Annotated in this window: 21 protein-coding genes, 2 pseudogenes and 1 riboswitch; of the genes and pseudogenes, 3 read left to right on the forward strand and 20 right to left on the reverse strand. The window is 70.4% G+C overall.

Features of this window, described 5'->3' with window-relative positions; translation table 11 throughout:
• Nucleotides 1-55 precede the first annotated feature (55 nt).
• Nucleotides 56-1,186, forward strand: coding sequence for an LOG family protein (locus AC07DC_RS29040; RefSeq protein WP_478917466.1), 1,131 nt, complete (start codon nt 56-58; stop codon nt 1,184-1,186).
• A gap of 9 nt (nt 1,187-1,195) precedes the next feature.
• Here AC07DC_RS29040 and AC07DC_RS29045 read toward each other — a convergent pair whose 3' ends face one another.
• The 4 genes from AC07DC_RS29045 to rlmN all read right to left on the reverse strand — a co-directional run bounded on the left by AC07DC_RS29045 (nt 1,196) and on the right by rlmN (nt 6,350).
• Complete coding sequence (locus AC07DC_RS29045; RefSeq protein WP_478917467.1) at nt 1,196-2,263, reverse strand: ABC transporter ATP-binding protein; 1,068 nt, start codon at nt 2,261-2,263, stop codon at nt 1,196-1,198.
• The gene (locus AC07DC_RS29050; protein WP_478917714.1) at nt 2,264-3,877 is read right to left on the reverse strand and encodes an ABC transporter permease; all 1,614 of its coding nucleotides are present in this window, start codon (nt 3,875-3,877) and stop codon (nt 2,264-2,266) included.
• Between the two features lie 95 nt (nt 3,878-3,972).
• The gene (locus AC07DC_RS29055; protein ID WP_478917468.1) at nt 3,973-5,067 is read right to left on the reverse strand and encodes a thiamine ABC transporter substrate-binding protein; all 1,095 of its coding nucleotides are present in this window, start codon (nt 5,065-5,067) and stop codon (nt 3,973-3,975) included.
• A riboswitch (TPP riboswitch) is annotated at nt 5,062-5,181 on the reverse strand. It overlaps the preceding gene by 6 nt.
• Nucleotides 5,182-5,243: 62 nt before the next feature.
• Entirely contained in the window at nt 5,244-6,350 is a 1,107-nt protein-coding gene (gene rlmN, locus AC07DC_RS29060; RefSeq protein WP_478917469.1) for a dual-specificity RNA methyltransferase RlmN, read from the reverse strand.
• Nucleotides 6,351-6,640: 290 nt separating this feature from the next.
• Here rlmN and AC07DC_RS29065 point away from each other — a divergent pair, with 290 nt between their 5' ends.
• Complete coding sequence (locus AC07DC_RS29065; RefSeq protein WP_478917470.1) at nt 6,641-7,150, forward strand: hypothetical protein; 510 nt, start codon at nt 6,641-6,643, stop codon at nt 7,148-7,150.
• A 552-nt stretch (nt 7,151-7,702) separates the two neighbouring features.
• On the opposite strand, the gene AC07DC_RS29070 is transcribed toward AC07DC_RS29065, so the two are convergent.
• The 5 genes from AC07DC_RS29070 to rpsB form a co-directional block, all read right to left on the reverse strand.
• Entirely contained in the window at nt 7,703-8,689 is a 987-nt protein-coding gene (locus tag AC07DC_RS29070) for a phosphatidate cytidylyltransferase (RefSeq protein ID WP_478917471.1), read from the reverse strand.
• Nucleotides 8,690-8,807: 118 nt separating this feature from the next.
• Nucleotides 8,808-9,365: a ribosome recycling factor gene (frr, locus tag AC07DC_RS29075; RefSeq protein WP_478917715.1), complete on the reverse strand. Its 558-nt coding sequence runs from the start codon at nt 9,363-9,365 to the stop codon at nt 8,808-8,810.
• Nucleotides 9,366-9,467: 102 nt separating this feature from the next.
• A complete protein-coding gene (gene pyrH, locus AC07DC_RS29080) occupies nt 9,468-10,265 on the reverse strand; it encodes a UMP kinase (RefSeq protein ID WP_478917472.1) in 798 nt (265 codons plus the stop codon).
• Nucleotides 10,266-10,419: 154 nt separating this feature from the next.
• Complete coding sequence (tsf, locus tag AC07DC_RS29085; RefSeq protein WP_358789572.1) at nt 10,420-11,256, reverse strand: translation elongation factor Ts; 837 nt, start codon at nt 11,254-11,256, stop codon at nt 10,420-10,422.
• Between the two features lie 98 nt (nt 11,257-11,354).
• Complete coding sequence (rpsB, locus tag AC07DC_RS29090; protein WP_478917473.1) at nt 11,355-12,284, reverse strand: 30S ribosomal protein S2; 930 nt, start codon at nt 12,282-12,284, stop codon at nt 11,355-11,357.
• A 274-nt stretch (nt 12,285-12,558) separates the two neighbouring features.
• Between rpsB and AC07DC_RS29095 the strand changes: the two are divergent.
• Nucleotides 12,559-13,170, forward strand: a pseudogene (locus AC07DC_RS29095) (murein hydrolase activator EnvC family protein); the annotation flags it as partial.
• Between the two features lie 99 nt (nt 13,171-13,269).
• Here the strand turns inward: AC07DC_RS29095 and AC07DC_RS29100 are convergent.
• The 11 genes and pseudogenes from AC07DC_RS29100 to lepB (AC07DC_RS29150) form a co-directional block, all read right to left on the reverse strand.
• Nucleotides 13,270-13,824 (reverse strand): annotated as a pseudogene (locus tag AC07DC_RS29100) (TetR/AcrR family transcriptional regulator); the annotation flags it as partial.
• Nucleotides 13,825-13,874: 50 nt separating this feature from the next.
• Complete coding sequence (gene whiG, locus AC07DC_RS29105) at nt 13,875-14,711, reverse strand: RNA polymerase sigma factor WhiG (protein WP_478917474.1); 837 nt, start codon at nt 14,709-14,711, stop codon at nt 13,875-13,877.
• A 267-nt stretch (nt 14,712-14,978) separates the two neighbouring features.
• Nucleotides 14,979-16,124, reverse strand: coding sequence for a DNA-processing protein DprA (gene dprA, locus AC07DC_RS29110; RefSeq protein WP_478917475.1), 1,146 nt, complete (start codon nt 16,122-16,124; stop codon nt 14,979-14,981).
• Entirely contained in the window at nt 16,124-17,734 is a 1,611-nt protein-coding gene (locus tag AC07DC_RS29115) for a YifB family Mg chelatase-like AAA ATPase (RefSeq protein WP_478917476.1), read from the reverse strand. The genes dprA and AC07DC_RS29115 overlap by 1 nt, the downstream gene beginning before the upstream one ends.
• Entirely contained in the window at nt 17,734-18,093 is a 360-nt protein-coding gene (locus AC07DC_RS29120) for a YraN family protein (RefSeq protein WP_478917477.1), read from the reverse strand. Before AC07DC_RS29120 ends, AC07DC_RS29115 begins: the two co-directional genes overlap by 1 nt.
• 117 nt (nt 18,094-18,210) lie before the next feature.
• Nucleotides 18,211-18,537 carry a DUF2469 domain-containing protein gene (locus AC07DC_RS29125; RefSeq protein ID WP_250977965.1) on the reverse strand — a complete coding sequence of 109 codons (327 nt, stop codon included), beginning with the start codon at nt 18,535-18,537 and terminating at the stop codon, nt 18,211-18,213.
• Nucleotides 18,538-18,576: 39 nt separating this feature from the next.
• Complete coding sequence (locus AC07DC_RS29130; RefSeq protein ID WP_478917716.1) at nt 18,577-19,056, reverse strand: NUDIX hydrolase; 480 nt, start codon at nt 19,054-19,056, stop codon at nt 18,577-18,579.
• A complete protein-coding gene (lepB, locus tag AC07DC_RS29135) occupies nt 19,056-19,787 on the reverse strand; it encodes a signal peptidase I (RefSeq protein WP_478917478.1) in 732 nt (243 codons plus the stop codon). The genes AC07DC_RS29130 and lepB (AC07DC_RS29135) overlap by 1 nt, the downstream gene beginning before the upstream one ends.
• Before the next feature lie 144 nt (nt 19,788-19,931).
• On the reverse strand, nt 19,932-20,666 hold the full coding sequence (gene lepB / locus AC07DC_RS29140; RefSeq protein ID WP_478917717.1) for a signal peptidase I: 735 nt from the start codon (nt 20,664-20,666) through the stop codon (nt 19,932-19,934).
• Between the two features lie 70 nt (nt 20,667-20,736).
• The gene (gene lepB, locus AC07DC_RS29145; protein ID WP_478917718.1) at nt 20,737-21,831 is read right to left on the reverse strand and encodes a signal peptidase I; all 1,095 of its coding nucleotides are present in this window, start codon (nt 21,829-21,831) and stop codon (nt 20,737-20,739) included.
• A 298-nt stretch (nt 21,832-22,129) separates the two neighbouring features.
• Nucleotides 22,130-22,840, reverse strand: coding sequence for a signal peptidase I (lepB, locus tag AC07DC_RS29150; protein WP_478917479.1), 711 nt, complete (start codon nt 22,838-22,840; stop codon nt 22,130-22,132).
• Nucleotides 22,841-22,849: the final 9 nt, after the last annotated feature.

The raw sequence follows: 22,849 nt of genomic DNA on the forward strand, positions 1-22,849 counted from the left end.
GTGCCGGGCGTCGCGAACCGGTGAACCTTTCCGGCCAGAGCACTAGGGTGCACCCGTGCCGACCAACTCCCCGCCGCCCGGCGGCCCCCAAGACCGTGAGATCGAAACCCTGGCGGAGTTCGACCGTGCGTCGGCGACCGGTTCGCTCGCCGGATACCGCCTGCAGGCCGTCGATCTGACGGACCGTACGGCCGCGCTGCTGGCCCTGGACCCGGCGGAGGCGGTGTTCCTGGGCTGCCCGATGGAGCCCGAGGCCCTGGAACACGTCCGGGCGCGCGGGGCGATGGTCTTCCCGCCGGTGCCGTATCTGCCGTTCGATCCGTACCGGGGCGCGCTGTACACCCCCGACTCGCTCTACGAAGGGCTGCCGGCGGGATACAAGACGACGCCGGACGCCCGCGCCTACGAGTGGTTCCAACGGACCAGGGCGGACGGCGACATACTCGCGTCGATGCTGCGGAGCATCCATGACGACGCCGTCTCGGACGCGCTCGACGAACTGCTCGCCGGCGAACGGGTGGTCGGCATCATGGGCGGCCATGCGATGGAGCGCGGCAAGGACGCGTACGCGGGCGCCGCCCGCCTCGGCCGTACGCTGGCCCGTTCGGGACTGACCGTCGCCACCGGAGGCGGACCCGGCGCCATGGAGGCGGCGAACCTGGGCGCCTACATGGCCCCGTTCGAGGACGAGGCGCTCGAAGAGGCGCTGCGACTGCTGGCGAAGGCGCCGTTGTTCACACCGTCGATCGGCGACTGGGCGTCGGCCGCCTTCGCCGTCCGGGAGCGCCGGCCGGACGGCGGCGCGTCCGTCGGCATCCCGACCTGGTTCTACGGCCACGAGCCGCCGAACGCGTTCGCCGAACACATCGCCAAGTACTTCGCCAACGCGGTGCGCGAGGACGGCCTGCTGGCCCGCTGCACCGCCGGCGTGATCTTCCTGCCGGGCGCCGCCGGCACCGTCCAGGAGATCTTCGACAACGCGACGCCGAACTACTACGAGTCCCGGGGCGGCCCGACCCCGATGGTGCTGGTGAACCGCGAGCACTGGACCCGCGACCTGCCCACCTGGCCGCTGCTCGAAGCGCTGGCGAAGGACCGTCCCATGGCGGCCCGTATCGCCCTGGTCGACTCGGTCGACGAGGCGCCGGACGCGCTCGCCCGGCTCACCGCGTCCGCCGGCCGTTGAGGAGCGCGATCAGACGCTGAGGACGACGACGTCCTGAGCGGTGAAGGTGATGCCCACCCCGTCGCCGGCCTCCGGCGCGTCCCGCAGCGAGCACGCCGCTTCCAGCGGCGGGCCGTGCTCGGGGCGCAGCAGCAGGGTGACCAGGTCGCCGCGGAAGGTCCTGGCCGTCACCGTGCAGGGCAGCCCGTCGCGGACGCCGGTCAGCCGCACCCCGGCGGGGCGGACCAGCAGCCGGCACGGCCCCTGGGGTGCGCCGGGCTGCACCGGCACCTTGCCCCACGGGGTGTCGGCGGCCTCGCCGTGTACGGTCGCCTCGACGACGTTGTCGAAGCCGAGGAAGCGCGCCACGAACTCGGAGGCGGGCCGCTGCCACACCTCCAGCGGGGTGCCGGTCTGGGCGATCCGGCCGTCGCGCATGACCACGACCCGGTCGGCGAGCGCGAACGCCTCGCCCTGGTCGTGGGTGACGGCCAGCACCGTCGTGCCGAGCCGGCCGAACAGCTGGCGCAGCTCGACGACGAGCCGCTCGCGCAGTCCGCGGTCGAGCTGGCCGAGCGGCTCGTCCAGCATCAGCAGTTTCGGCTCGGGGGCCAGCGCGCGGGCCAGCGCCACGCGTTGCTGCTCACCACCGGAGAGCGCGGCGATGGCCCGTCGCTGCGCACCGGGCAGGCCGACCATGTCGAGCAGTCCGGCGACCGTGCGGTCCGCCTCGTCCCGCCGGGTACCGCGCATCCGCAGTCCGAAGCCGACATTGCCGCCGACGTCCCGCTGCGGGAAGAGCTGGTGGTCCTGGAACATCAGGCCGAGCCCGCGCCGGTGGGTGGGAACGCCCACCTGGTCGCGGCCGTCGAGCAGCACCCGCCCGGCGTCCACGGACTGCAGCCCGGCCACCGCGCGCAGCAGGGTGGACTTGCCGCTGCCGCTCGGCCCGAGCACGCAGACCGTCTCGTGCTCGGCGACCTCCAGGTCCACGGCGTCGAGCGCCGCGCGCTTCCCGAAGCGGACCGTCACACCGTCGAGCCGCAGCAGCGGCTGTGGCTGCGACGGTGGCTGCGACTTGGCCAGGGGCTGAGACATCTAGAACTCTCCTGAACGGTCGGTGCGCAGCCGCTCCAGTGCCAGCAGCGCGCCCGCGCACACCAGCATCAGGATGGTGCTCAATGCCATCGCCTGCCCGTAGTTGAGCTCCCCGGCGCGCCCGAGGAGCCGGGCCACCGCGACCGGCAGGGTCGGGTTGTCGGGCCGCGCGATGAAGACCGTCGCGCCGAACTCGCCGAGCGAGACGGCGAACGCGAAGCCCGCCGCGATCAGCAGCGCCCGCCGTACCAGCGGCAGGTCCACCTCGCGCCAGGCGCGCCACGGCGAGGCGCCCAGCACCGCCGCCGCCTCGCGAAGCCGCTCGTCGACCGCCCGCAGCACGGGCAGCATCGTGCGGACCACGAACGGCACGCCCACCAGGGCCTGCGCCAGCGGCACCAGCAGCCACGTCGAGCGCAGGTCCAGCGGGGGCTCGTCGAGGGTGATGAGGAAGCCGAAGCCGACGGTCACCGCCGAGGTGCCCAGCGGCAGCATCAACAGCGCGTCGAACCCGCGCACCAGCCTGCCCGCGCGCCGCGTCAGCGCCGCGGCGGCCAGGCCGCCCACCAGCAGCGCGATGAGCGTGGCCACCGCCGCGTACTGCAGGGAGTTCCAGACCGCTTCGATGGGGGCGACGACGAAGGTCCCGCCGGTCTCCGGGACCGAGAGCAGCGCCCGGTAGAAGGCGAGGCCGTAGCCGTCGGGGCCGTCCAGCGAGCGCGCCACCAGCACGCCGAGCGGCACCAGGATCAGCAGGACGATGACGGCGAGCACCGCCCACAGCAGCGCCCACTGGGCCGCGCCGCGCGGGCGTCGCGAGGTGTGCGCGGCCTCGACGAGCTTCAGCGTGCTCTCCCGGCGGCGCACCGTCCACGCGTGCAGCGCGAGGATCGCGGCGACCGCCGCGAACTGCACGAGGGTGAGCACCGCGGCCGTCGGCAGGTCGAGGAACTGCGCGGTCTGCTGGTAGATCTCCACTTCCAGCGTGGAGTACTTCGGCCCGCCGAGGATCTGGATCACGCCGAAGGACGTGAAGGTGAAGAGGAAGACCATCAGCGCGGCGGCGGCCACGGCCGGCCCCAGCGCCGGCAGCGTCACCCGGCGCCACGCCTCGAAGCGGCCGGCGCCGAGCACCCGGGCGGCCTCCTCCTGGCGCGGGTCGAGCTGCGACCACAGGCCGCCGACGGACCGGACGACGACGCCGAAGTTGAAGAAGACATGCGCGAGCAGGATCGCCCAGACGGTGGTGTCCAGCCGGACGCCCCACAGGTCGTCGAGCATCCCGCCGCGTCCCAGCAGCGCCAGGAACGCCGAGCCGACCACGACCGTGGGCAGCACGAACGGCACGGCCACCACCGCCCGCAACAGCCGCTTGCCCGGGAAATCGAAGCGGGCGAAGACGTACGCCGCCGGGAGCGCGACCAGCAGCGTCAGCCCGGTCGAGACGACCGCCTGCCACGCGGTGAACCACAGCACCCGCAGGATCTCCGGGTCGGTCAGCACCTCGCCGATCCGGCCGAACCGCCACCGGCCGCCGACGCGCAGGCCCCGGGTGACGATGGCGGCCACCGGATAGGCGAAGAAGACCGCGAAGAACGCGGTGGGCACGGCCATCAGGCCGAGCCGCACCGCGGCCGCCCGCGGGACGCGCCGCCGGACCCGCACCGGAGTCCCGCGTCGCGGCTCCTCGGGAGTCCCTTCCGGAGTCCCTACTTCAGGACGAGCGAGGACCATGTCTTGACCCACTGGTCACGGTTCTTGGCGATCTCGTCGGGCGCCACGGTGAACGGGGTGTCGATCTTCACGCCGTACTTGGTGAACTCGGCGGGCAGCGCCGCGTCCTGGCGGGCCGGGTTCACGAACATCTGCAGCGGCATGTCCTGCTGGAACGTCTTGCTCAGCAGGAAGTCCAGCAGCGCCTTGCCGCCCGCGTCGTTCTTGCCGCCCTTGAGCAGCCCGGCGAACTCGATCTGCCGGAAACACGTACCGGTCGCGACACCGGTCGGCCCCTGCGCCGGCTGCGGCTTGACGCCGAGCACCTCGGCGGGCGGGCTGGAGGCGTACGAGACGACGAGAGGCTTGTCGCCCTTGCCCTTGCCGCCGGCCGAGCCGGAGAAGCGATCGTTGTACGCCTGCTCCCAGCCGTCGACGACCTCGACGCCGTTGGCCTTGAGCTTCTTCCAGTACTCCTGCCAGCCGGCGTCGCCGTACTTCGCGATCGTGCCGAGCTGGAAGGCCAGACCCGGCGACGACGTCGCGGAGTTCTCGGTGACCAGCAGGTTCTTGTACTCCGGCTTGATCAGATCGTCGAAGGTCGCCGGAACGGCCAGCTTGTGCGCGTCGAAGTACTTGCGGTCGTAGTTGACGCAGACATCGCCGGAGTCGATCGGCGTGACCCGGTGCTTGTCCTTGTCGAGCTGCAGCGCCGCCGGGACCTGGTCCAGGCCCTTCGCCTCGTACGGCGTGAACAGGTCGTTGTCGAGCGCCCTCGACAGGAGCGTGTTGTCGACGCCGAAGAAGACATCGCCCTGCGGGTGCCCCTTCGACAGGATCGCCTGGTTCACGGCCGCGCCCGCGTCACCGCCGGCCAGCACCTTGACCGTGTAGCCGGTCTCCTTGGTGAACTCCTTCAGCACGGCCGGGGAGGCCGCGAAGGAGTCGTGGCTGACGAGGGTGACGGTCTTCGACGTCGCCGTCGGCTTGGCGCCGGCCTTGTCGTCGGAGCCGCCGCACGCGGCCAGCGCGGTCACGCCGAGGGCGGTGGCCACGACCGCTGTCGCGGCGCGCCGAAGGTTGGTGTTCATGAGCTGTTGACTCCCTACGCCGGTATGACCCGGATCAGGTCCGAGGGTCTGCGGCCGCACCGGCTTCGCCGGTGGCCGCACTCTCAGCGCTGCTGCGCTCCCCTGTCGGAAATGTTCATTTGTACGAATCTACGAGCGCCACGATAGCAGCGCGCCCGCCGACACCCGCAGGCGTCTCAGCCTTCGGAGGCCGCGAGCTGCCCGCACGCTCCGTCGATCTCGCTGCCCCGCGTGTCACGGACGGTCACCGGCACCCCGTGCGACTCCAGCATCCGCACGAAGGCCCGCTCGTCCTCCGGCCGCGAAGCGGTCCACTTCGACCCCGGGGTGGGGTTGAGCGGGATGAGGTTCACATGCACCCGCTTGCCCTTGAGCAGCCGCCCGAGCAGGTCCGCCCGCCACGCCTGGTCGTTGATGTCCTTGATCAGCGCGTACTCGATGGAGATCCGGCGGCCGGACACCTCCGCGTAGTGCCACGCGGCGTCCAGCACCTCGCGCACCTTCCAGCGGGTGTTGACCGGCACCAGGGTGTCGCGCAGCTCGTCGTCCGGGGCGTGCAGCGACACCGCGAGCCGGCACTTGAAGCCCTCGTCGGCGAAGCGCATCATCGCCGGAACCAGCCCGACCGTCGACACGGTGATCCCGCGCTGCGACAGCCCCAGCCCGTCGGGCTCCGGGTCCGTCAGCCGGCGGATCGAGCCGATGACGCGGTTGTAGTTGGCCAGCGGCTCGCCCATGCCCATGAAGACGATGTTGCTCAGCCGCGCCGGCCCACCGGGGATCTCGCCGTCGCGCAGCGACTTCATTCCGGCCACGATCTGGTGCACGATCTCGGCCGTCGAAAGATTCCGGTCGAGCCCCGCCTGCCCCGTCGCACAGAACGGACAGTTCATCCCGCAGCCGGCCTGCGAACTGATGCACATGGTGACCCGGTCCGGGTACCGCATCAGCACCGACTCGACGAGCGTCCCGTCGAAGAGCCGCCACAGCGTCTTGCGCGTCGTGTCGTCGTCACAGCTGATGTGCCGCACGACCGACATCATCTCGGGCAGCAGCCCGTCCGCGAGCTTGTCGCGCGAGGCCGCCGGAATATCCGTCCAGGCGGCCCGGTCGTCGTCGTACCGCGCGAAGTAGTGCTGCGACAGCTGCTTGGCACGGAACGGCTTCTCGCCCAGCTCGACAACCGCCTCCCGTCGCTCGGCAGGGGTCAGGTCGGCGAGGTGCCGCGGGGGCTTCTTGGCCCCGCGCGGCACGGCAAAGGTGAGTTCTCCGGGTACAGGCATGGTGCTACCAGTGTCGCAGACACAGCAGGCAGCTCCGGGTGACAGCGGTCACGGGGGGTGCTCATCCGTCGTCGTCGGTCACCCTCGGACGGCCCACAGACGGCCCAGGAATCCGGGTGTTCCCGGAGGTCAGAGCGGTGGATTTGGCCTTTCCCTCGTCGTAGGAACCGGTAGTGAGCACGGAATAGACGACCCGGGATCCGAATGCAGACCCAAGATCGTCCAGGCAGAGGCCCCATACCTGGCGCTCTGCAGAGGTTGCCGACACGCCCCAGGGGCAGTCATCTGGCGTGGACTGGATAGCACCGCTCAGCACACTTGCCGGCGCGGTCGTGGGCGTCAGCTCAGCCCTGCTCGCCGACCGCATCCGGTGGCGCCGTGATGGCGCTCACCACTGGACGCAGACGCGTCGAGCGGTCTACGTGGACTTCCTCACGGCGCTGAGCCGCAGCCACACAGACATGCGCGCGGTCACCTTTCGCGAGAACCTGACCACCGCCGTGCGATACGGCGAGTTCCACCAGGCGCTTGAGGGCTCCAAGGTGTGGCAACTGCGCCAGAGCCTGTCACTGACCGCCCCGAGCGAGGTGATCGACTTGGCCATCATTGTCTGCAAGACGCTTGAGGTCATGCGCGACGTCCTCATAGCCGAGCCGGACGTCAACAGTGACGCCTACCTTCGGGCGCGCGCGGATCTGTGGAAGACCAACGCGGAAGTACGCGAGGCGATGCGGAAGGACCTCGGCCTGGAAGGCCCACCGGATCCAGAGGTGGGCATGTACCGCTACCCGGCGCCATAGACGTCAGACTACGAGGTGCCGTTGTCGGCCAGCCCTGGGCGGGCTTGAAAACACGGTGCGGCACCTTCGACGCGCGACGAATCACACGATGGGCCTCGGCCGCTGTGCAGGGACACGGCGGCTCGAAACCCAACAGCTCCGGCCGACGACAACCGGACAGCGCATCAACGCACTTGCTCGACAACATCCAACACTCGGTCGAGCGTCCACGTCGATCCGCGGTTCCATCGGACAGCCCCCCGCGTAAGACAGTCGGTCACACCTGACGGCGTGACCTTCCGCCCCGGAGAGTGAAGTCGCCGCTCCCGGGCGGGTCGGCAGAGCGGGAGGCTATGAAGATCGCGAACTGACCGGCGGGTACCGGCGCCGGCGAGACGAAGGGTTCAGAGGGGGCAGGCTCGAGGCTGCGGGGTCCGCGTGGCGGCTGACGGCCCAGGCGGCATGGGCATGCGCCCCACCGGGGCGGGAAACCGCTGGTGGGGCGCATGATCGCCAGTCCGGGAGATCTCCGGGTACAGGCTTGCTCCTACCAGTGTCGCAATCGCGCCGAGGTCAGCCGGTGCCGACGAAGATGACGAGGAGCAGCCACACCACGGGGGCCGTGGGGAGGAGGGAGTCGAGGCGGTCCATGATGCCGCCGTGGCCGGGGAGGAGGGTGCCCATGTCCTTGATGCCGAGGTCGCGCTTGATCATGGACTCGCCGAGGTCGCCGAGGGTCGCGCTGACTGCGGCGACCAGGCCCAGGATCAGGCCCTGCCACCATTGGCCGTCGTCGATCAGGTACTGCATCGACAGGGCGCCGGCCGTCATCGCGAAGGCGATGGCACCGAAGAGGCCGGCGCGGGTCTTGCCGGGGCTGATGCGCGGGGCGAGGAGCCGGCGGCCGAAGCGCCAGCCGACGGCGTAGGCGCCGGTGTCGCTGATCACGGTGAGCAGCAGGAAGACCAGGACCCGCCAGGGGCCGTCGTCCGCGGCGAGCATCATCGACACGAAAGTGGCGAGGAAGGGCACGTAGAAGGCGGCGAAGATGCCCGCGGTGACGTCCCGCAGGTAGTTCTCCGGCGGCTCGGTCATCCTCCACACGAGGATGGCGAGGGAGGTGAGCGCCATGGCGACCCACGCGCCCTCGGCGCCGCGCGCGTAGCCCGCGACGACCATGGCGACCCCGCCGACCGCGAGCGGTACGAGCGGGATGCGGATCGACTTCTTCTCCGCGAGCCGGGAGGTGAGCTCCCACAGGCCGACGACGACGGCGAGCACCACCACGCCGACGAAGGCGGCCTTGACGATGAACAGCGAGGCGACGATGACCGCGCCCATGCCGACGCCGACCCCTATCGCGGCCCGCAGGTTGCGACCTGCGGACTTCTTCACGGGCGGGACGGGTTCCGGTTCCGGAGACGGCTCAGGCGGCATACGACGAGTTTGCGCTGCGTCGAGCGCATCCTGCGCCAAACCCGCCGAGCCGTCGCCCGGTCCCCCCGCCGGCGCTTCCCAGTGGCCGGAGCGCGGCGTGGCACCCCAGGAGGAGTCGTTCACTGAGTTTCGCCTCGCGTTGTTGTTCCGGACCAGGCGTCCGGCCTGGTGTTCTGGCGGGGGGTGCGGGGGTCACCCCCCGGGAGAACGTCGGGTCGGACCGCCGTGTCGCAGCGGTACGTCAGACCTCGAGCAGCTCGGCTTCCTTGTGCTTGAGCAGCTCGTCGATCTGGGCGGCGTACTTGCTGGTCGTGTCGTCGAGCTCCTTCTCGGCGCGACGCACGTCGTCCTCACCCGACTCGCCGTCCTTGACGAGCTTGTCGAGGGTCTCCTTCGCCTTGCGGCGGATCGCGCGGATCGAGATCTTCGCGTCCTCGGCCTTGCTCCGGGCGACCTTGATGTAGTCCCTGCGGCGCTCCTCGGTCAGCTGCGGGAACACCACCCGGATGATGCGTCCGTCGTTGCTCGGGTTGACGCCGAGGTCCGAATTGCGGATCGCCTCTTCGATGTTGCGCAGCGCGCTGACGTCGAACGGGGAGACCACGGCCATCCGGGGCTCGGGCACCGAGAAGGAGGCGAGCTGGTTGATCGGCGTGATGGCGCCGTAGTACTCGGCCACGATCTTGTTGAACATCGCGGGGTGCGCACGGCCGGTGCGGATCGCGGCGAAGTCGTCCTTCGCGACGATGACGGCCTTCTCCATCTTCTCCTCGGCCTCGAGGAGGGTCTCTTCAATCACCATGTGCTCCTGGTTTTCAGAAGGCAGAGCCTGGCCCCTGCGCGCGTCTTTCCTGCACGGTGTCCGACCGGCAGCCTGTTGTCCATCCCCGGGTACGGGCGGTTAGGCCCGTGTGCCCTGGTCGTTGACGAGCGTGCCGATCTTCTCACCCTTTACGGCTCGCGAGATGTTTCCCTCGGCGAGCAGCTCGAAGACGAGGATCGGCAGCTTGTTGTCACGGCACAGGGTGATCGCGGTGGCGTCGGCGACCTTGAGGTCGCGAGAGATGACCTCGCTGTACTCCAAGGCGTCGTACTTGACCGCGTCCGGGTTGTGCTTGGGGTCGGAGTCGTAGACCCCGTCGACCCCGTTCTTGCCCATGAGCAGCGCCTGGGCGTCGATCTCCAGGGCGCGCTGGGCGGCGGTGGTGTCGGTGGAGAAGTACGGCATGCCCATGCCGGCGCCGAAGATGACGACGCGGCCCTTCTCCAGGTGCCGCACGGCGCGCAGCGGGATGTACGGCTCGGCGACCTGACCCATCGTGATGGCGGTCTGCACGCGGGTCTCGATGCCTTCCTTCTCCAGGAAGTCCTGGAGGGCGAGGCAGTTCATGACGGTGCCGAGCATGCCCATGTAGTCCGAGCGGGCCCGGTCCATGCCGCGCTGCTGGAGCTCCGCGCCACGGAAGAAGTTGCCGCCGCCGATGACGATGGCGATCTCGTAGCCCTCTTGGACGACGGCTGCGATCTCGCGGGCGATCGCGTGGACGACGTCCGGGTCGACGCCCAGTCCGCCGCCTCCGGCGAAGGCCTCGCCGGACAGCTTCAGCAGGTACCGGCTCCGCGGAACGCCGGCACCCGGCGCGGTGCCGGTCCGGGAGTCGCTGGCCTTGTCGGCGGCCTTGTCGGGGCCCTCATCCATGGAGATCTCCTCATGCGCGTACGAAGAAGGCCATTGCCGTGGGTCCACGTGGGTTCCCTCTACGGCAATGGCCTCCTCGTCACTACTGCGGTCGGCCGGCGGGCGGCCGACCGCGTCCGACCCTAGCGGGGTCGTCGGTCATTCGCTGGCTGGCTCAGACACCGACGCGGAAGCGCGCGAAGCGCTTCAGCGTGACGCCGGCCTCGTCCAGGACCTTCTGAACGGTCTTCTTGCTGTCCTTCGCGAAGGACTGCTCGAGAACGGAGTTCTCCTTGACGTAGCCCGTCACACGGCCCTCGACGATGCGGGCGAGCGCGGCCTCCGGCTTGCCCTCCTCGCGCGCGGTGGCCTCGGCCACGCGGCGCTCGTTCTCGAGCACCTCGGCGGGGATGTCCTCGCGGGACAGGAAGAGCGGCGAGAACGCGGCGATGTGCTGCGCGACGTCCTTCGCGACCTCGGCGTTCTCCTTGTCCAGCTCGACCAGCACGCCGACCTGCGGGGGCAGGTCCGGGCTGGTGCGGTGCAGGTAGGAGGCGACGTAGCCGTCGGTGAACTGCGCGAAGCGGCTCAGCACGATCTTCTCGCCGAGGGTGGCGTTGGCCTCGTCGACGAACGCCTGGACGGTCTGGCCGTCCTTGATCTCGGAAGCGAGCAGCGTCTCGAGGTCGGCGGGCTTGGTGGCGGCGACGTGCGCGGCCAGCGCGTCGGCGACGGTGACGAACTTGTCACCCTTCGCGACGAAGTCGGTCTCGCAGTTGAGCTCGAGGAGCACGCCCTCGGAAGCGCCCTCGGCGATCAGGGAGACGACGGCACCGTTGGAGGCCGAACGGCCTTCACGCTTGGTGACGCCCTTCTGGCCCTTGACGCGGAGGATCTCGACGGCCTTGTCCAGGTCGCCTTCGGCCTCTACGAGAGCGTTCTTGCAGTCCATCATGCCGGCGGCGGTCAGCTCGCGGAGCTTTTTGACGTCAGCGGCGGTGTAGTTCGCCATGGTCGTTGAGTCTCTTCCCGATGAGAGTCGGTTGATCTACGGGTGAACGGCGGGGGCCGGAGCCCCCGCCGTCGTCACACGTACTGGAAGGCGGAGCCTCAGGCCTTGTCGGCCTCAGCGTCGGCGGCCGGGGCCTCGACGGTCTCGGCAGCCGGGGCCTCGGCGTCGGCGACGGCCTCGACGACGGTCTCGGCAGCGGCGTCGGCGACGGCCTCGGTCTCAGCACCGGTCTCGACCGGAGCCTCGTCCTTGGCCTTCTCGCCCTCAAGAAGCTCGCGCTCCCACTCGGCGAGCGGCTCAGCGGCGCCTTCGGCCTTCTTGTCACCGGTGGCGGCACCGGAGCGGGCGATGAGGCCCTCGGCGACGGCGTCGGCGATCACACGGGTGAGCAGGGTGACGGAGCGGATCGCGTCGTCGTTGCCCGGGATCTTGTAGTCGACCTCGTCGGGGTCGCAGTTGGTGTCGAGGATCGCGACGACCGGGATGCGCAGCTTGCGCGCCTCACCGACGGCGATGTGCTCCTTCTTGGTGTCCACGATCCAGACGGCGCTGGGCACCTTCTGCATCTCGCGGATACCGCCGAGGGTCTTCTCGAGCTTGTCCTTCTCGCGGGAGAGGACCAGGAGCTCCTTCTTGGTGAGGCCGGAGGCGGCCACATCCGTGAAGTCGATCTCCTCGAGCTCCTTCAGGCGCTGCAGGCGCTTGTAGACGGTCGAGAAGTTCGTGAGCATGCCGCCCAGCCACCGCTGGTTGACGTAGGGCATGCCGACGCGCGAGGCCTGCTCGGCGATGGCTTCCTGCGCCTGCTTCTTGGTGCCGATGAACATGATGGAGCCGCCGTGGGCGACGGTCTCGCGGACGAACTCGTAGGCGCGGTCGATGTACGACAGCGACTGGAGAAGGTCGATGATGTAGATGCCGTTGCGCTCCGTGAAGATGAAACGCTTCATCTTCGGGTTCCAACGACGGGTCTGGTGACCGAAGTGGACGCCGCTTTCCAGCAGCTCCCGCATCGTGACGACGGCCATGGCCGCGCTCCTTGAGGTACTCGGTTATCGCGGCGGCCGGACGGCCGTCGCGCCTGACGCCCCGACGCGCCGTGCCACGAGGGACCGAGGGGCGCGGCCACCCTTCACGAGGAAGTCGGTGGCGGGGCGTGCGAAGTCGACCCGGTGACCCGGATCGCCAGAGAAAGTGTACGTGACCGGCGGAGTGCGGAACGACAGCATCTTCGGCCACCGACTTATCCACAGGCCGCGTTCATGATCGTCTTTTACGGTCGGAATACGGGATCGTCGGAGCATGATCTCCTCCCCGGTTCTTCCCCTGGTTCTGCCTCTGTGGCTCTCGCTCCTCACCGCGCTGGCCTTCGCCGTGCCGCTGCCGGTCGCGGACGCGGGCGGGGCTGACGCCGGGCCTGGCAGAGGGCCTGGCGGGGTTTCTTCGCCCGGCGCCCGGAGCTGGCCCGTCCGTGGTGGAGGGGTTGGGTCCACGGGCGGGCGGCCATTGGTGGAGCGCGGTTTTGAGCCACCCGCGTCTCCGTGGGGCAGCGGGCACCGGGGGGTCGATCTCCGGGCGGGACCAGGTGCCCAGGTGCGGTCGGCCGCGCCGGGCAGGGTGTCGTTCGCGGGGACGGTGGCCGGTGTCGATGTGGTCTCGATCCTGCTGCCTGACGGGCTGCGCACGACGTACGAACCGGTGCGGGCCTTGGTCGCGGTGGGTGACGAGGTGGCCGCGGGTCAGGTGGTGGGGGTGCTGGAGCGCGGGCCGTGGCACTGCCCCGGGGGCTGTCTGCACTGGGGGCTGTTGCGGGGGGACGTCTATCTCGACCCGCTGAGTCTGCTGCCCGACTGGATGAAGCGCGGTGGCCGGTCCCGGCTGCTGCCGGTGTTCGGCGTTCCCGAGCCGGCGGCCGGAACTACGGAATTACGGCTGCTCCACGACGGGGGCGGGGACCGGGGTTGGGACCGGGGTCGAGGCGGGGGCGGGGGTCGAGGCAGGCGTGGTGGCCGGGCCTCGTACTCCGCGCAGGGCCATCGCCACCGCGGCCTCGACGATACGCTCCGGGACCTCGGCGGCGCCCAGTTCGATCCGGCGCACCGCGGCGTCCACGACGCCCTGCAGCAGCATGGCCGTCAGCCGCGGCTCCTCGTGTCCGAGGTCGCCCAGCGCCTCGACCACCATCGCGATCAGGCCGCCGTGCGCCGCGCGGATCTTCTCGCGGGCCCCGGCGTCCAGCTCGCCCGCCGAGATGGCCACCACGGCCCGGTGCCGCCGGTCGCCCACCAACGTGAGCTGGCTGCGCACATACGCCTCGATCTTGGCTTCGGCGGTGTCGGCCGCCTCCATCGCCGCCTCGACCTCCGCGGCCCAGACCGGGAAGTCGACGGAGCACAGCTCCTCGACGACGGCCGCCCGGGACCGGAAGTACTCATAGACCGACGACCGCGCGAGGCCGGTGCGCTCGGCCAGCGCGGGAAAGGTCAGCGCTTCCGTGCCGCCCTCGGTCAGGAGGGATCGGGCGGCGTCCAGCAGGGCGTCGCGCTGCATCGTCCGGTGCTCGGCCACCGAGGCCGCTCGAATCCTGGGCACCCGTCCACTGTAGGCGGTGACCGGCGTCAGCGGCCGACGTCCGCCAGCTTCGCCCGCAACTGCAGAACCGATTTGGTGTGGATCTGGCTGACCCGGCTCTCGGTGACGCCGAGCACCTGCCCGATCTCCGCGAGCGTGAGCCCCTCGTAGTAGTAGAGCGTCACGACGGTCTTCTCGCGCTCCGGGAGCGTGTTCACCGCGCGGGCCAGCAGCCGGCGCAGCTCGCGGTCCTCCGCGACCTCCACCGGGTTGTCGGCGCCGGTGTCCTCCAGGGTGTCGACGAGGCTGAGCCGGTCGCCGCTGTCGCCTCCGACATGCAGCAACTCCTCCAGCGCCACCACGTTCGCCAGCGACAGGGCGCTGAACACTCCGTGCAGCTCCTCCAGGCCGACGCCCATCTCGGCGGCGACCTCGGATTCGCTGGGCGAGCGCCGCAGCGAGGCCTCAAGGGTGGCGTAGGCCCGCTCCACCGCCCGCGCCTTCTGCCGAACGGAGCGCGGAATCCAGTCCAGCGCCCGCAGTTCGTCGATCATGGCGCCGCGGATCCGGGTGATCGCGTACGTCTCGAATTTGATCGCCCGTTCCGGGTCGAACTTCTCGATGGCGTCGATGAGCCCGAAGACCCCCGAGGAGACGAAGTCCGCCTGCTCGACGTTGGCCGGCAGGCCGACGCTGACCCGCCCCGCGACGTACTTCACCAGCGGCGAATAGTGCAGGATGAGCTGCTCCCGGAGCTTCGCGTCCGCCGTGGACTTGTAGGTCCGCCACAGCGCGTCGAGCGAGGTGGGGGCGGCGGGACGGGGGGCACTGCGCGCGGCGGTGGCCGACGTGGCCCGGTCCGGCCCGGGGATGTGCTGGGGCATGCGTCGTCTTGTGCCGTTCTGCCGTGACATGGGCGGAAAATGGGGTCAATAGGAGCGTAGCGTGACCATAGTGTCGCTTATTGCTACGACTTCCGTGTGCAGCATGCGCAGATACGTTCCGCTGAGGGGTCCGCGGCTTCGAGTCCGCCGCGAGTCTCCCGCGAGGGAATGTTGAGCAATCATGCAGTCCCCACGCCGACTCCAAACCTCTTCACCCGATTGCCCCAGGTCAACCACCTTCCCTCGAAGTGCTCCGTGTTGACCGGGTCACTCTGCCCGGGGAACCGTCCGGTCCTGGGTGAATCGGGTCAACTTCCATCGTTCTCCTTCCCGTTCCACGAAGCCGAGCGCCTGCAATTCGTAGAGGCGTCCGAGCGTGTCGTCCTTACCGGTGCCTGACGCACGGGCGATCTGCTCGACGCCGGCGCCGCCTTGGGCGGGCAGCGCCTCCAGGACCCGCATGGCGTCGGTCGCCAGCAGATCCCTGGCCAGCACAGGACCGCGCCGCTCGGGCGCGAGGTCCCCGCCGATCCTGCCGACCATCTCGACGACCTCCGCCGCGTCGGTGACCAGCGCCGCCTCATGACGCAGCAGTTCATGCACGCCGGCTGAGAGACCCGAGGTGCATGGGCCCGGCACGCCCATCGTCAGCCGCCCCAGCTCCCGGGCGACCCGCGCTGTGATCAGCGAGCCGCTGCGGTGCTGCGCCTCGACCACCACCGTGCCACGGGTGAGAGCGGCGATGACGCGGTTGCGGAGCACGAACCTGCTGCGGGTGGGGTGGGATCCCGGTGGCAACTCACCGATGACCAGCCCCTGTTCCGCGATACGGGTGATCAATTCGGCGTGCCCCGGCGGATAGGGCACGTCCGCTCCGCAGGCCAGCACCGCGATGGTCGCCCCGGCCGCCGACAGCGCGCCGCGATGGGCCGCGCCGTCCACACCGTAGGCCGCGCCCGAGACCACCACCCAGCCGGCTTCGGCGAGCCCGACACCCAGCCGGGCCGCCATGTGCGCGCCGTAATCGGTACAGGCCCTGGCGCCGACCACGGCTACCGACCGCAGCGCCCACATCCGCAGCTTCGGCCGCCCCCGCACCCACAGTCCGTAGGGACGCCCAGCGCCGAGATCGTCCAGCTGCGCCGGCCAGTCGGAGTCGCCCGGACACACGAAGCGCCCGCCCAGCGCCTCCACCGCGGCCAGATCCGCGGCAGGGTCCAGCGCTCCCGCCCGTATCCGATACCCGGCCATCCGCCGCTCGCTCGCCCCCGGCAGCGGCACACCGGCCAGGATCTCCCGCACCACTTCCCGCGCATCCCGGTCCCGCAGCCATTCGCCGACGGTCTCGTCACCGGGATCGGCGATCCTGGTCAGCGCGGCGCGCGCGAGCCGCTCCTCCTCACCAACGGCCATCAGCCACCGCCCACCACGGCCGGTACCCCGCGGGCGACACCAGTGCGCAGTTGCAGGGCCTCCGCCATCTCCTGCGGGCCGGGCCGCTCGACGCCCGCGAGATCCGCGATCGTCCAGGCCACCCTCAGCACGCGGTCCAGACCACGAGCGGTGAGCAGCCCGCGTTCCATATCCCTTTCGGCTTCCCGCAGCCCGGCCGGACCCACCTGCCAGCGGGTGCGCAGCTCGTGGCCGGGCACCTCGCTGTTGGTACGCCACGGGGTCTCCGCGTACCGGACCGCCGACCGCTCCCTCGCCAGCCGCACCCGGTCCGCGACCCGCGCGGTCGGCTCGGCGCCCGACGCGCCCTCGATCAGTTCCGTCCGGGTCACCGCCTCGACCTGGACGCGGAGGTCCACCCGGTCCAGGAGCGGCCCGGACAGTCGCGCCTGGTACCGGCGGACCGCGGCCGGTGAGCAGTCGCACCCCAGCCCCAGCAGCGAATGCCGCCCGCACGGACAGGGGTTCGCGGCGAGGACGAGCAGGAAGCGCGCGGGCAGCCGCATCACTCCCGCGGAGCGGGCCACCACCACATGCCCGGACTCCAGTGGCTGACGCATCGCGTCGAGCACCCGGCCGCTGAACTCCGGTGCCTCGTCAAGAAAGAGCACACCCCGGTGAGCCAGGGAGACCGCTCCCGGCCGGGGCAGACCACTGCCGCCGCCGATGATGGACGGCATGGTCGCCGAGTGGTGCGGGGCGCAGTACGGCGGGGTGTCGATCAGGGGCTTGCCGGGCGGCAGAATCCCGGCGACCGAGTGCACCGCGGTGACCTCCAGGGACTCCTGCGCGGTGAGCCGCGGCAGGAGGCCGGCCAGCCGCTCGGCCAGCATCGTCTTCCCGGCGCCCGGTGGCCCCTTCAAGTACAGGTGATGGCCGCCGGCCGCGGAGATCTCCAGGGCGCGCCGGGCGGTCTGCTGACCCGCGACGTCCGCCAGGTCGGTGAGCGACTCCCGGTCGGAGACTCCGGTGCCCATTCCGGCCCCGGGCACCGCCAGCCCGGCGAGCAGGGGGTCGGGGCGGCCCTCGTCCCGCGCCTCGTCCTCATCCGGGACCGTCTCGTCGTTGAGGATCGCCACGAGCTGGCGCAGGGTGCGGATCCCGAGCACCGAGACTCCGGGGACGAGGGAGGCCTCGGCCGCGGTGCGTTCCGGGACGACGACGTGCCGGTAGCCGGCGTCGGCCGCGGCGAGGACGGCGGGCAGCACACCACGGACCGGCCGTACCCGGCCGTCGAGGCCCAGCTCGCCGATCATCATCAGGTCGGCGATGGCCCGGGGCGCGATCCGTTCGTTGGCGGCGAGCACCGCGCACGCGACCCCGAGATCGAACCCGCTGCCGCTCTTGGGGACCGAGGCGGGGCTGAGGCCCACGGTGAGTTTCTTCTGCGGCCAGGTCTCCCCGCTGTTCACGATGGCGGCCCGGACCCGGTCGCGGCTCTCGCTCAGGCTCTTGTCGGGCAGACCGACGAGGGTGAACGCGGCGAGCCCCGGTTCGAGGTCGGCCTGGACCTCGACGACCACGCCCTCCACGCCGACCAGGGCAACGGAGCACGTGCGGGCGAAGCCCATCAGGCCACCCCCCGCACATGCTCGACCCGCGCCGCGCCGCGGCCGGGCAGGACCACCCCGACCAGGTCGATCCGCACCCCACCGGAGGGCGGTCCGCCGTGCTCGCTGAGCCAGTAATCGGCGAGCAGCCGCAGCCGCTCCGCCTTGCGCGGGGTGACGGCCGCCATGGGGTGCTCGTAGGCACCGCCGGTGCGGGTCTTCACCTCGCACATCACCAGCGCGTCGCCCTCGGACGCGACGATGTCCACCTCACCGGCGCGGCACCGCCAGTTCCGCTCCAGAACCCTCAGGCCGGCCGAGACGAGCCGGCGGGCCGCCAGATCCTCGCCATACCTGCCACGGGCTGCTCGTGCGTTCACGCACACCACCTCCGCCACTCACTGTGACGGAGGTGGCGCCTTTGAGATGATCTTGAATTTACCTGTGGACAACCCGGGTCACGATGCGGTTCTGCGGGCCGTCGTCCACACCCTGGGTCAGCTGTTGAAGCCCGCTTCGTCGGACGCGAGATCGAGATCGGCCTTGTTCAGCTCTTCGATGTTCACGTCCTTGAATGTGAGGACCCTGACCTGCTTCACGAAGCGGGCCGGCCGGTACATGTCCCACACCCAGGCGTCAGCCATGGACACCTCGAAGAAAACCTCACCCTGAACCGAGTGCACCTGCATCTCGTAATCGTTGGTCAGGTAGAAACGCCGCTCGGTCTCGATCACATATTTGAACAACCCGACGACATCGCGGTACTCCCGGTAGAGCTTCAGCTCCATCTCGGTCTCGTACTTCTCGAGGTCCTCGGCGCTCATCGCATGTTCCCCTTCAGCCGTACGTCCCCCCATTGTGCGTCAGTCACGCTCCGTCCCCAGAGGGATCGGGAATTGTGGGGGTCCTTCGTCGAGCAGCGTACGCAGCAGCCCGGCGAGCCTGATCGGGTACACCGTCTCACGAGAGGACAGAAGTTCCTCGCAGGTCCACCATCGAAGCCCCGTGACGCTGCGCCGCTCCAGGTCGGTGTGCCCGTGGGTGTCGAACTCCGTGGTCCTGGTGCGTGCCAGGTAGTACCACTCGTCCTGCTCCCACTCCCGCCCGTCGAACGCGAACGAGCAGGTCCGCTCCCACAGCACGGGCCCCAGCTCCACCGAGGTCATCCCGGTCTCCTCGGCCAGCTCCCGGCGGGCCGCCGCCTCCAGGCTCTCGCCCTCCTCGACGCCGCCGCCCGGGGTGAACCACCAGGTCACCGACGGGTCGGCCGGTTCGAAGCCGTGCAGCAGCAGGATGCGGTCGGCGGGATCCAGCAGGACGACCCGGGCCGCGCGACGCCTGATCACCGGTGGCGGCGCAGTCTGCGGGCGATCGGACCGTACGCCGCGCCCCCGAGGATCAGCGCCGCTCCGGCGAGCACCGCGGCCGTGATCCAGGGCAGCGGCCCCGGCTGGGACGTCCCGCCGGGCAGCGCTGCGAAGTTCTTGACGCGATCCACCATGCCGAGCCGCCCGAGCGGCCACGCCGTGGCGTCCACCCGGGCCCGGACCGCACCGCGCGGCACCGTACCGGTCGCGCCATCGGTCATGTGCACCCGGGAGTCCAGCGACTCGGCCCGGTTGTCGCCGAGGAGGAAGAGCTGCCCCTTGGGCACCGTGGTCTGGAAGGGGGTGTTCGAGGCCGGCCCGCCGTTGAGCAGGTAGCTCTCCTCGATCGGTTTGCCGTTGACGAGCATCCGGCCCTGCTTGTCGCAGCAGGTGATGACGTCGCCGTCCACCCCGACGACGCGCTTGACCAGCGTCGCGGTGCCCCACAGCTGGTCCTGGAAGACCACGATGTCGCCGCGCCGGACGTCCGAACCGTCGACGCGCTGCGCCAGGATCCGGTCCCCCGGCTGCACGGTCGGTTGCATGGAGTCGCTCGGAACGGTGTAGGGCCGGTAGGTCACCGCTCCCCAGGCGAAGCCGCCCAGGAACAGCACACACCCCATGGCTACGGCCAGCCCGGACAGTACGTGTCCGAGCCGGCCGTCATCCCTACGTATCGCACGACTGCTCGTGGAAGTGCTGCTCATGGATCCGCACCCTACCCGGCGGTACCTGCCGAGGTCAGCAGTCCCCGGCAGGCATTTGCGGCCGGGCCGGCGCTCCTCGACCCCGGCCGCCCCGCACCGGCCGCCCTGCTCCGACCACCCTGGCGGCCAGCCCGGTCAGCCCGGTCAGCTCGCGGAGCCCTCGGCGGCCCGCGCGGCCTCGGCGCCCTTGCGGGTCAGCCGGCGCCGGCGCATCAGCACCAGCGGAAGCGCGGCCACCAGCCCGCCGGTGGCCGGCAGCGCGGCACCCGCCGCGTTGATCCCCGGCTGCTCGAAGGTGTCGGGGATGGGCAGCATGCCCCAGCGGTTGATGGGCCAGGCCTTCACGAAGGCACGGCCGACCACGTCATCGACGGGGACATAGCCCCCGCCCGGCTGATCCATGTGGTACCGGGAGTCCAACGAGTTCTGGCGGTGGTCGCCCATCACCCAGATGTGGTCCTTGGGCACCGTGACCTTGAATGGCTTGTCCATCGTGCACGGAGTGTTGTCCGGGTAGACGTACGGCTCGACGAGCGCCTTGCCGTTCACCTTCAGCGGACCGGTGCCGTTGCATTCGACGGTGTCCCCGCCCACGCCGATGACCCGCTTGATCAGGTCCTTCTCCTGCGCGGAGGGCATCAGACCGATGAAGCTGAGAGCCGACTGCAGCCCTCGCGACACCGCGTTGCCGCTGGGCGGCGGGTTCTCGGGCAGCCAGCCGCCCGGGTCGTGGAAGACGACGACCTCGCCGCGGTCGGGCCCGGAGCCGAACCACGGGGTCAGCTTGTCCACCAGGACCCGGTCGCCCTCCTGCAGGGTGTTCTGCATCGAGTCCGACGGGATGGAGAACGCCTGCACCAGGAACGTCTTGATCAGCAACGCCAGGACCAGCGCGATGCCGATGAGCAGGGGCAGCTCCTTCCAGAACGACCGCTGCTTGCGCTCCGGCCTACGGCGGCGCCGGCCCGCCTCTCCGCCGTCCTCGCCACCGGCTGCCCCGCCGGGTTCTGGTTCGGGTCCGGACTCGTTCTCGTGCCCCGCATCGGGGGCCGAGCCGCCGCCCGCCGTCTTCTGGACAGAGCCCATCGGGATGTTCCCGTCTTCGGGCTCGCCGGATCCGGATCGTGCGCCGACCGCCAGGTCCCCCACGTTCACTCCTCATTCCACGCTGCCGCCTGCGCCATGACTGACGTAGGCCCACCACTCCCATAACGAGCGGGAGTTCCGCAGGAGTCGGGAGGTGGTTCGTTCCTTGCCCATTGTTGGCCGTGCCCACCATAGTCGGCGGTTCCAGTGCACTTGTGCCGGTCGCCCGCGCGTCGGGCACCGAGGCATACGTCCCCGGCTCCTCCAGTTTGCGCCAATGGCCCAGCGGCCACGCGATGACGAAGGCCCGGCCCACCACCAGATCCAGCGGCACCGTGCCCTGACCAGGCTGGTCCATGTGGAAGCGGGAGTCGGCCGAGTCGGAGCGGTGGTCCCCCATCACCCACACCCGCCCCACGGGCACCTTCACGCTGAACTGCGACAGCGAGGGCGGATTCCCCGGATTGAGGTACGGCTCGGTCAACGGTGTGCCGTTGACGGTGACCCGGCCGTCCTTGTCGCAGCACTTCACGGTGTCGCCGCCGACCGCGATCACCCGCTTGATCAAGTCCTGTTCGCCCGAGGCCGGCAACAGTCCGATGAAGGTGAAGAACTCCTTCACCTGCTTGACCACCACCGGATCCGGCTTCGGCTTGGGCTCGTTCGCCAACCAGCCGCCCGGATCCTTGAACACGACGACATCGCCGCGCTGCGGCGTACTGCCGAACCACGGCGTCAACTTGTCGACCAGCACCCGGTCGCCGATCTTGATGGTCTGCTCCATCGAGCCGGACGGGATGACGAAGGCCTGCAGCAGGAACGTCTTGAGCACCAGAGCGATCAACAGCGCCACCACGAGCAGCAGCGGCACCTCCTGCGCCCGCGACCGGCGCCGCTTGCGCTTGACCTTGCGGGCCAGCTTGCGCCGCTCCGCCCGGGTGGGGCCGCCGCGCGGCACGGAGACACTGCCCGGACCACTGCCGGAACCGGAACCGGAACCGGAACCGGTGCCGTTGTCGTATCCGGTGCCGTTGTCGTATCCGGTGCCGTTGTCGTCGCCGTAGCCGCTGTCGTAGCCGTTGTCGTAACCGTCGCCGTAGCCGCTGCCGCTGTCGTAGCTGCTGGCGTTGTCGTAGCCGTTGCCGGCATCGCGCCCAGGGCCCGTACCCGTACCCGCGCCCGCGCCCGGACGCGTGCCCACGCGGGGGGCCGGGGCCGGGCGCGGCCGGTGGTGCCCGTACCGCGGCCTGCCGCGGTTACCCATGGCCGCGGTCCGGTCCTGGTATGGCGGCGAAGGCGGCCGGACGCTTCAGGGACCGCCAGCGGCCGATCGGCCAGCCGATCCAGTCGGCCCGTCCGATCACCTCGTCCAGCGGGACCGTGCCGCCGCCGGGCTCGCCGAGATGGTCCCGGGAATCCCGGGAGTCGTCGCGGTGGTCACCCATCACCCACAGCCTCCCTGACGGCACTTGGATGTCGAACGGTACCTGGGACGGTGTATTGCCCGGATACAGATACTCCTCGTCCAACGGATGGCCGTTCACCATGAGCCTGCCCCGCGGATCGCAACAGGTGACCCGGTCCCCGCCGACACCGATCACCCGCTTCACATAGTCGGTCCCGCCGGTACGGAGGAACGATCCGTCACCGTCGAAGACCACGATGTCGCCCCGCTGGGGCACCCGGCCGAAACGGTACGCCAGCTTGTTCACCAGCACCCGGTCCCCGACGTGCAGCGTCCCCTCCATCGATCCGCTGGGGACGAGGAACGGCTGCACCATGAAGGCGTTCACCACGAACAGGGCGGCCACGCACGCGACGGCCGGTAGGGCCGTACGCCACCAGCGGGCCACGGACCACCACGGGGGCACGGCGGACGGGGACACAGCGAAGCGCGACCGCTGCTCCCCCTGCTGGTCAGCAGTGGAAGAGCGATCGCGCTCCGAGAGTCCTGCGTCCGTGTCCATCGAGCGGAG

The sequence above is a fragment of the Streptomyces sp. NPDC045021 genome (assembly GCF_056432645.1).

Bases quoted from the DNA above. Each gene is read 5' to 3' on its own strand.
- AC07DC_RS29050 (WP_478917714.1), bottom strand. From the start codon at position 3,877: ATGGCCGTGCCCACCGCGTTCTTCGCGGTCTTCTTCGCCTATCCGGTG.
- whiG (WP_478917474.1), bottom strand. From the start codon at position 14,711: ATGCCCCAGCACATCCCCGGGCCGGACCGGGCCACGTCGGCCACCGCC.
- rpsB (WP_478917473.1), bottom strand. From the start codon at position 12,284: ATGGCCGTCGTCACGATGCGGGAGCTGCTGGAAAGCGGCGTCCACTTC.
- AC07DC_RS29055 (WP_478917468.1), bottom strand. From the start codon at position 5,067: ATGAACACCAACCTTCGGCGCGCCGCGACAGCGGTCGTGGCCACCGCC.
- AC07DC_RS29125 (WP_250977965.1), bottom strand. From the start codon at position 18,537: ATGAGCGCCGAGGACCTCGAGAAGTACGAGACCGAGATGGAGCTGAAG.
- dprA (WP_478917475.1), bottom strand. From the start codon at position 16,124: ATGGCCGTTGGTGAGGAGGAGCGGCTCGCGCGCGCCGCGCTGACCAGG.
- AC07DC_RS29045 (WP_478917467.1), bottom strand. From the start codon at position 2,263: ATGTCTCAGCCCCTGGCCAAGTCGCAGCCACCGTCGCAGCCACAGCCG.
- AC07DC_RS29115 (WP_478917476.1), bottom strand. From the start codon at position 17,734: ATGGGCTTCGCCCGCACGTGCTCCGTTGCCCTGGTCGGCGTGGAGGGC.
- tsf (WP_358789572.1), bottom strand. From the start codon at position 11,256: ATGGCGAACTACACCGCCGCTGACGTCAAAAAGCTCCGCGAGCTGACC.
- pyrH (WP_478917472.1), bottom strand. From the start codon at position 10,265: ATGGATGAGGGCCCCGACAAGGCCGCCGACAAGGCCAGCGACTCCCGG.
- rlmN (WP_478917469.1), bottom strand. From the start codon at position 6,350: ATGCCTGTACCCGGAGAACTCACCTTTGCCGTGCCGCGCGGGGCCAAG.
- lepB (WP_478917479.1), bottom strand. From the start codon at position 22,840: ATGGACACGGACGCAGGACTCTCGGAGCGCGATCGCTCTTCCACTGCT.
- lepB (WP_478917478.1), bottom strand. From the start codon at position 19,787: ATGAGCAGCACTTCCACGAGCAGTCGTGCGATACGTAGGGATGACGGC.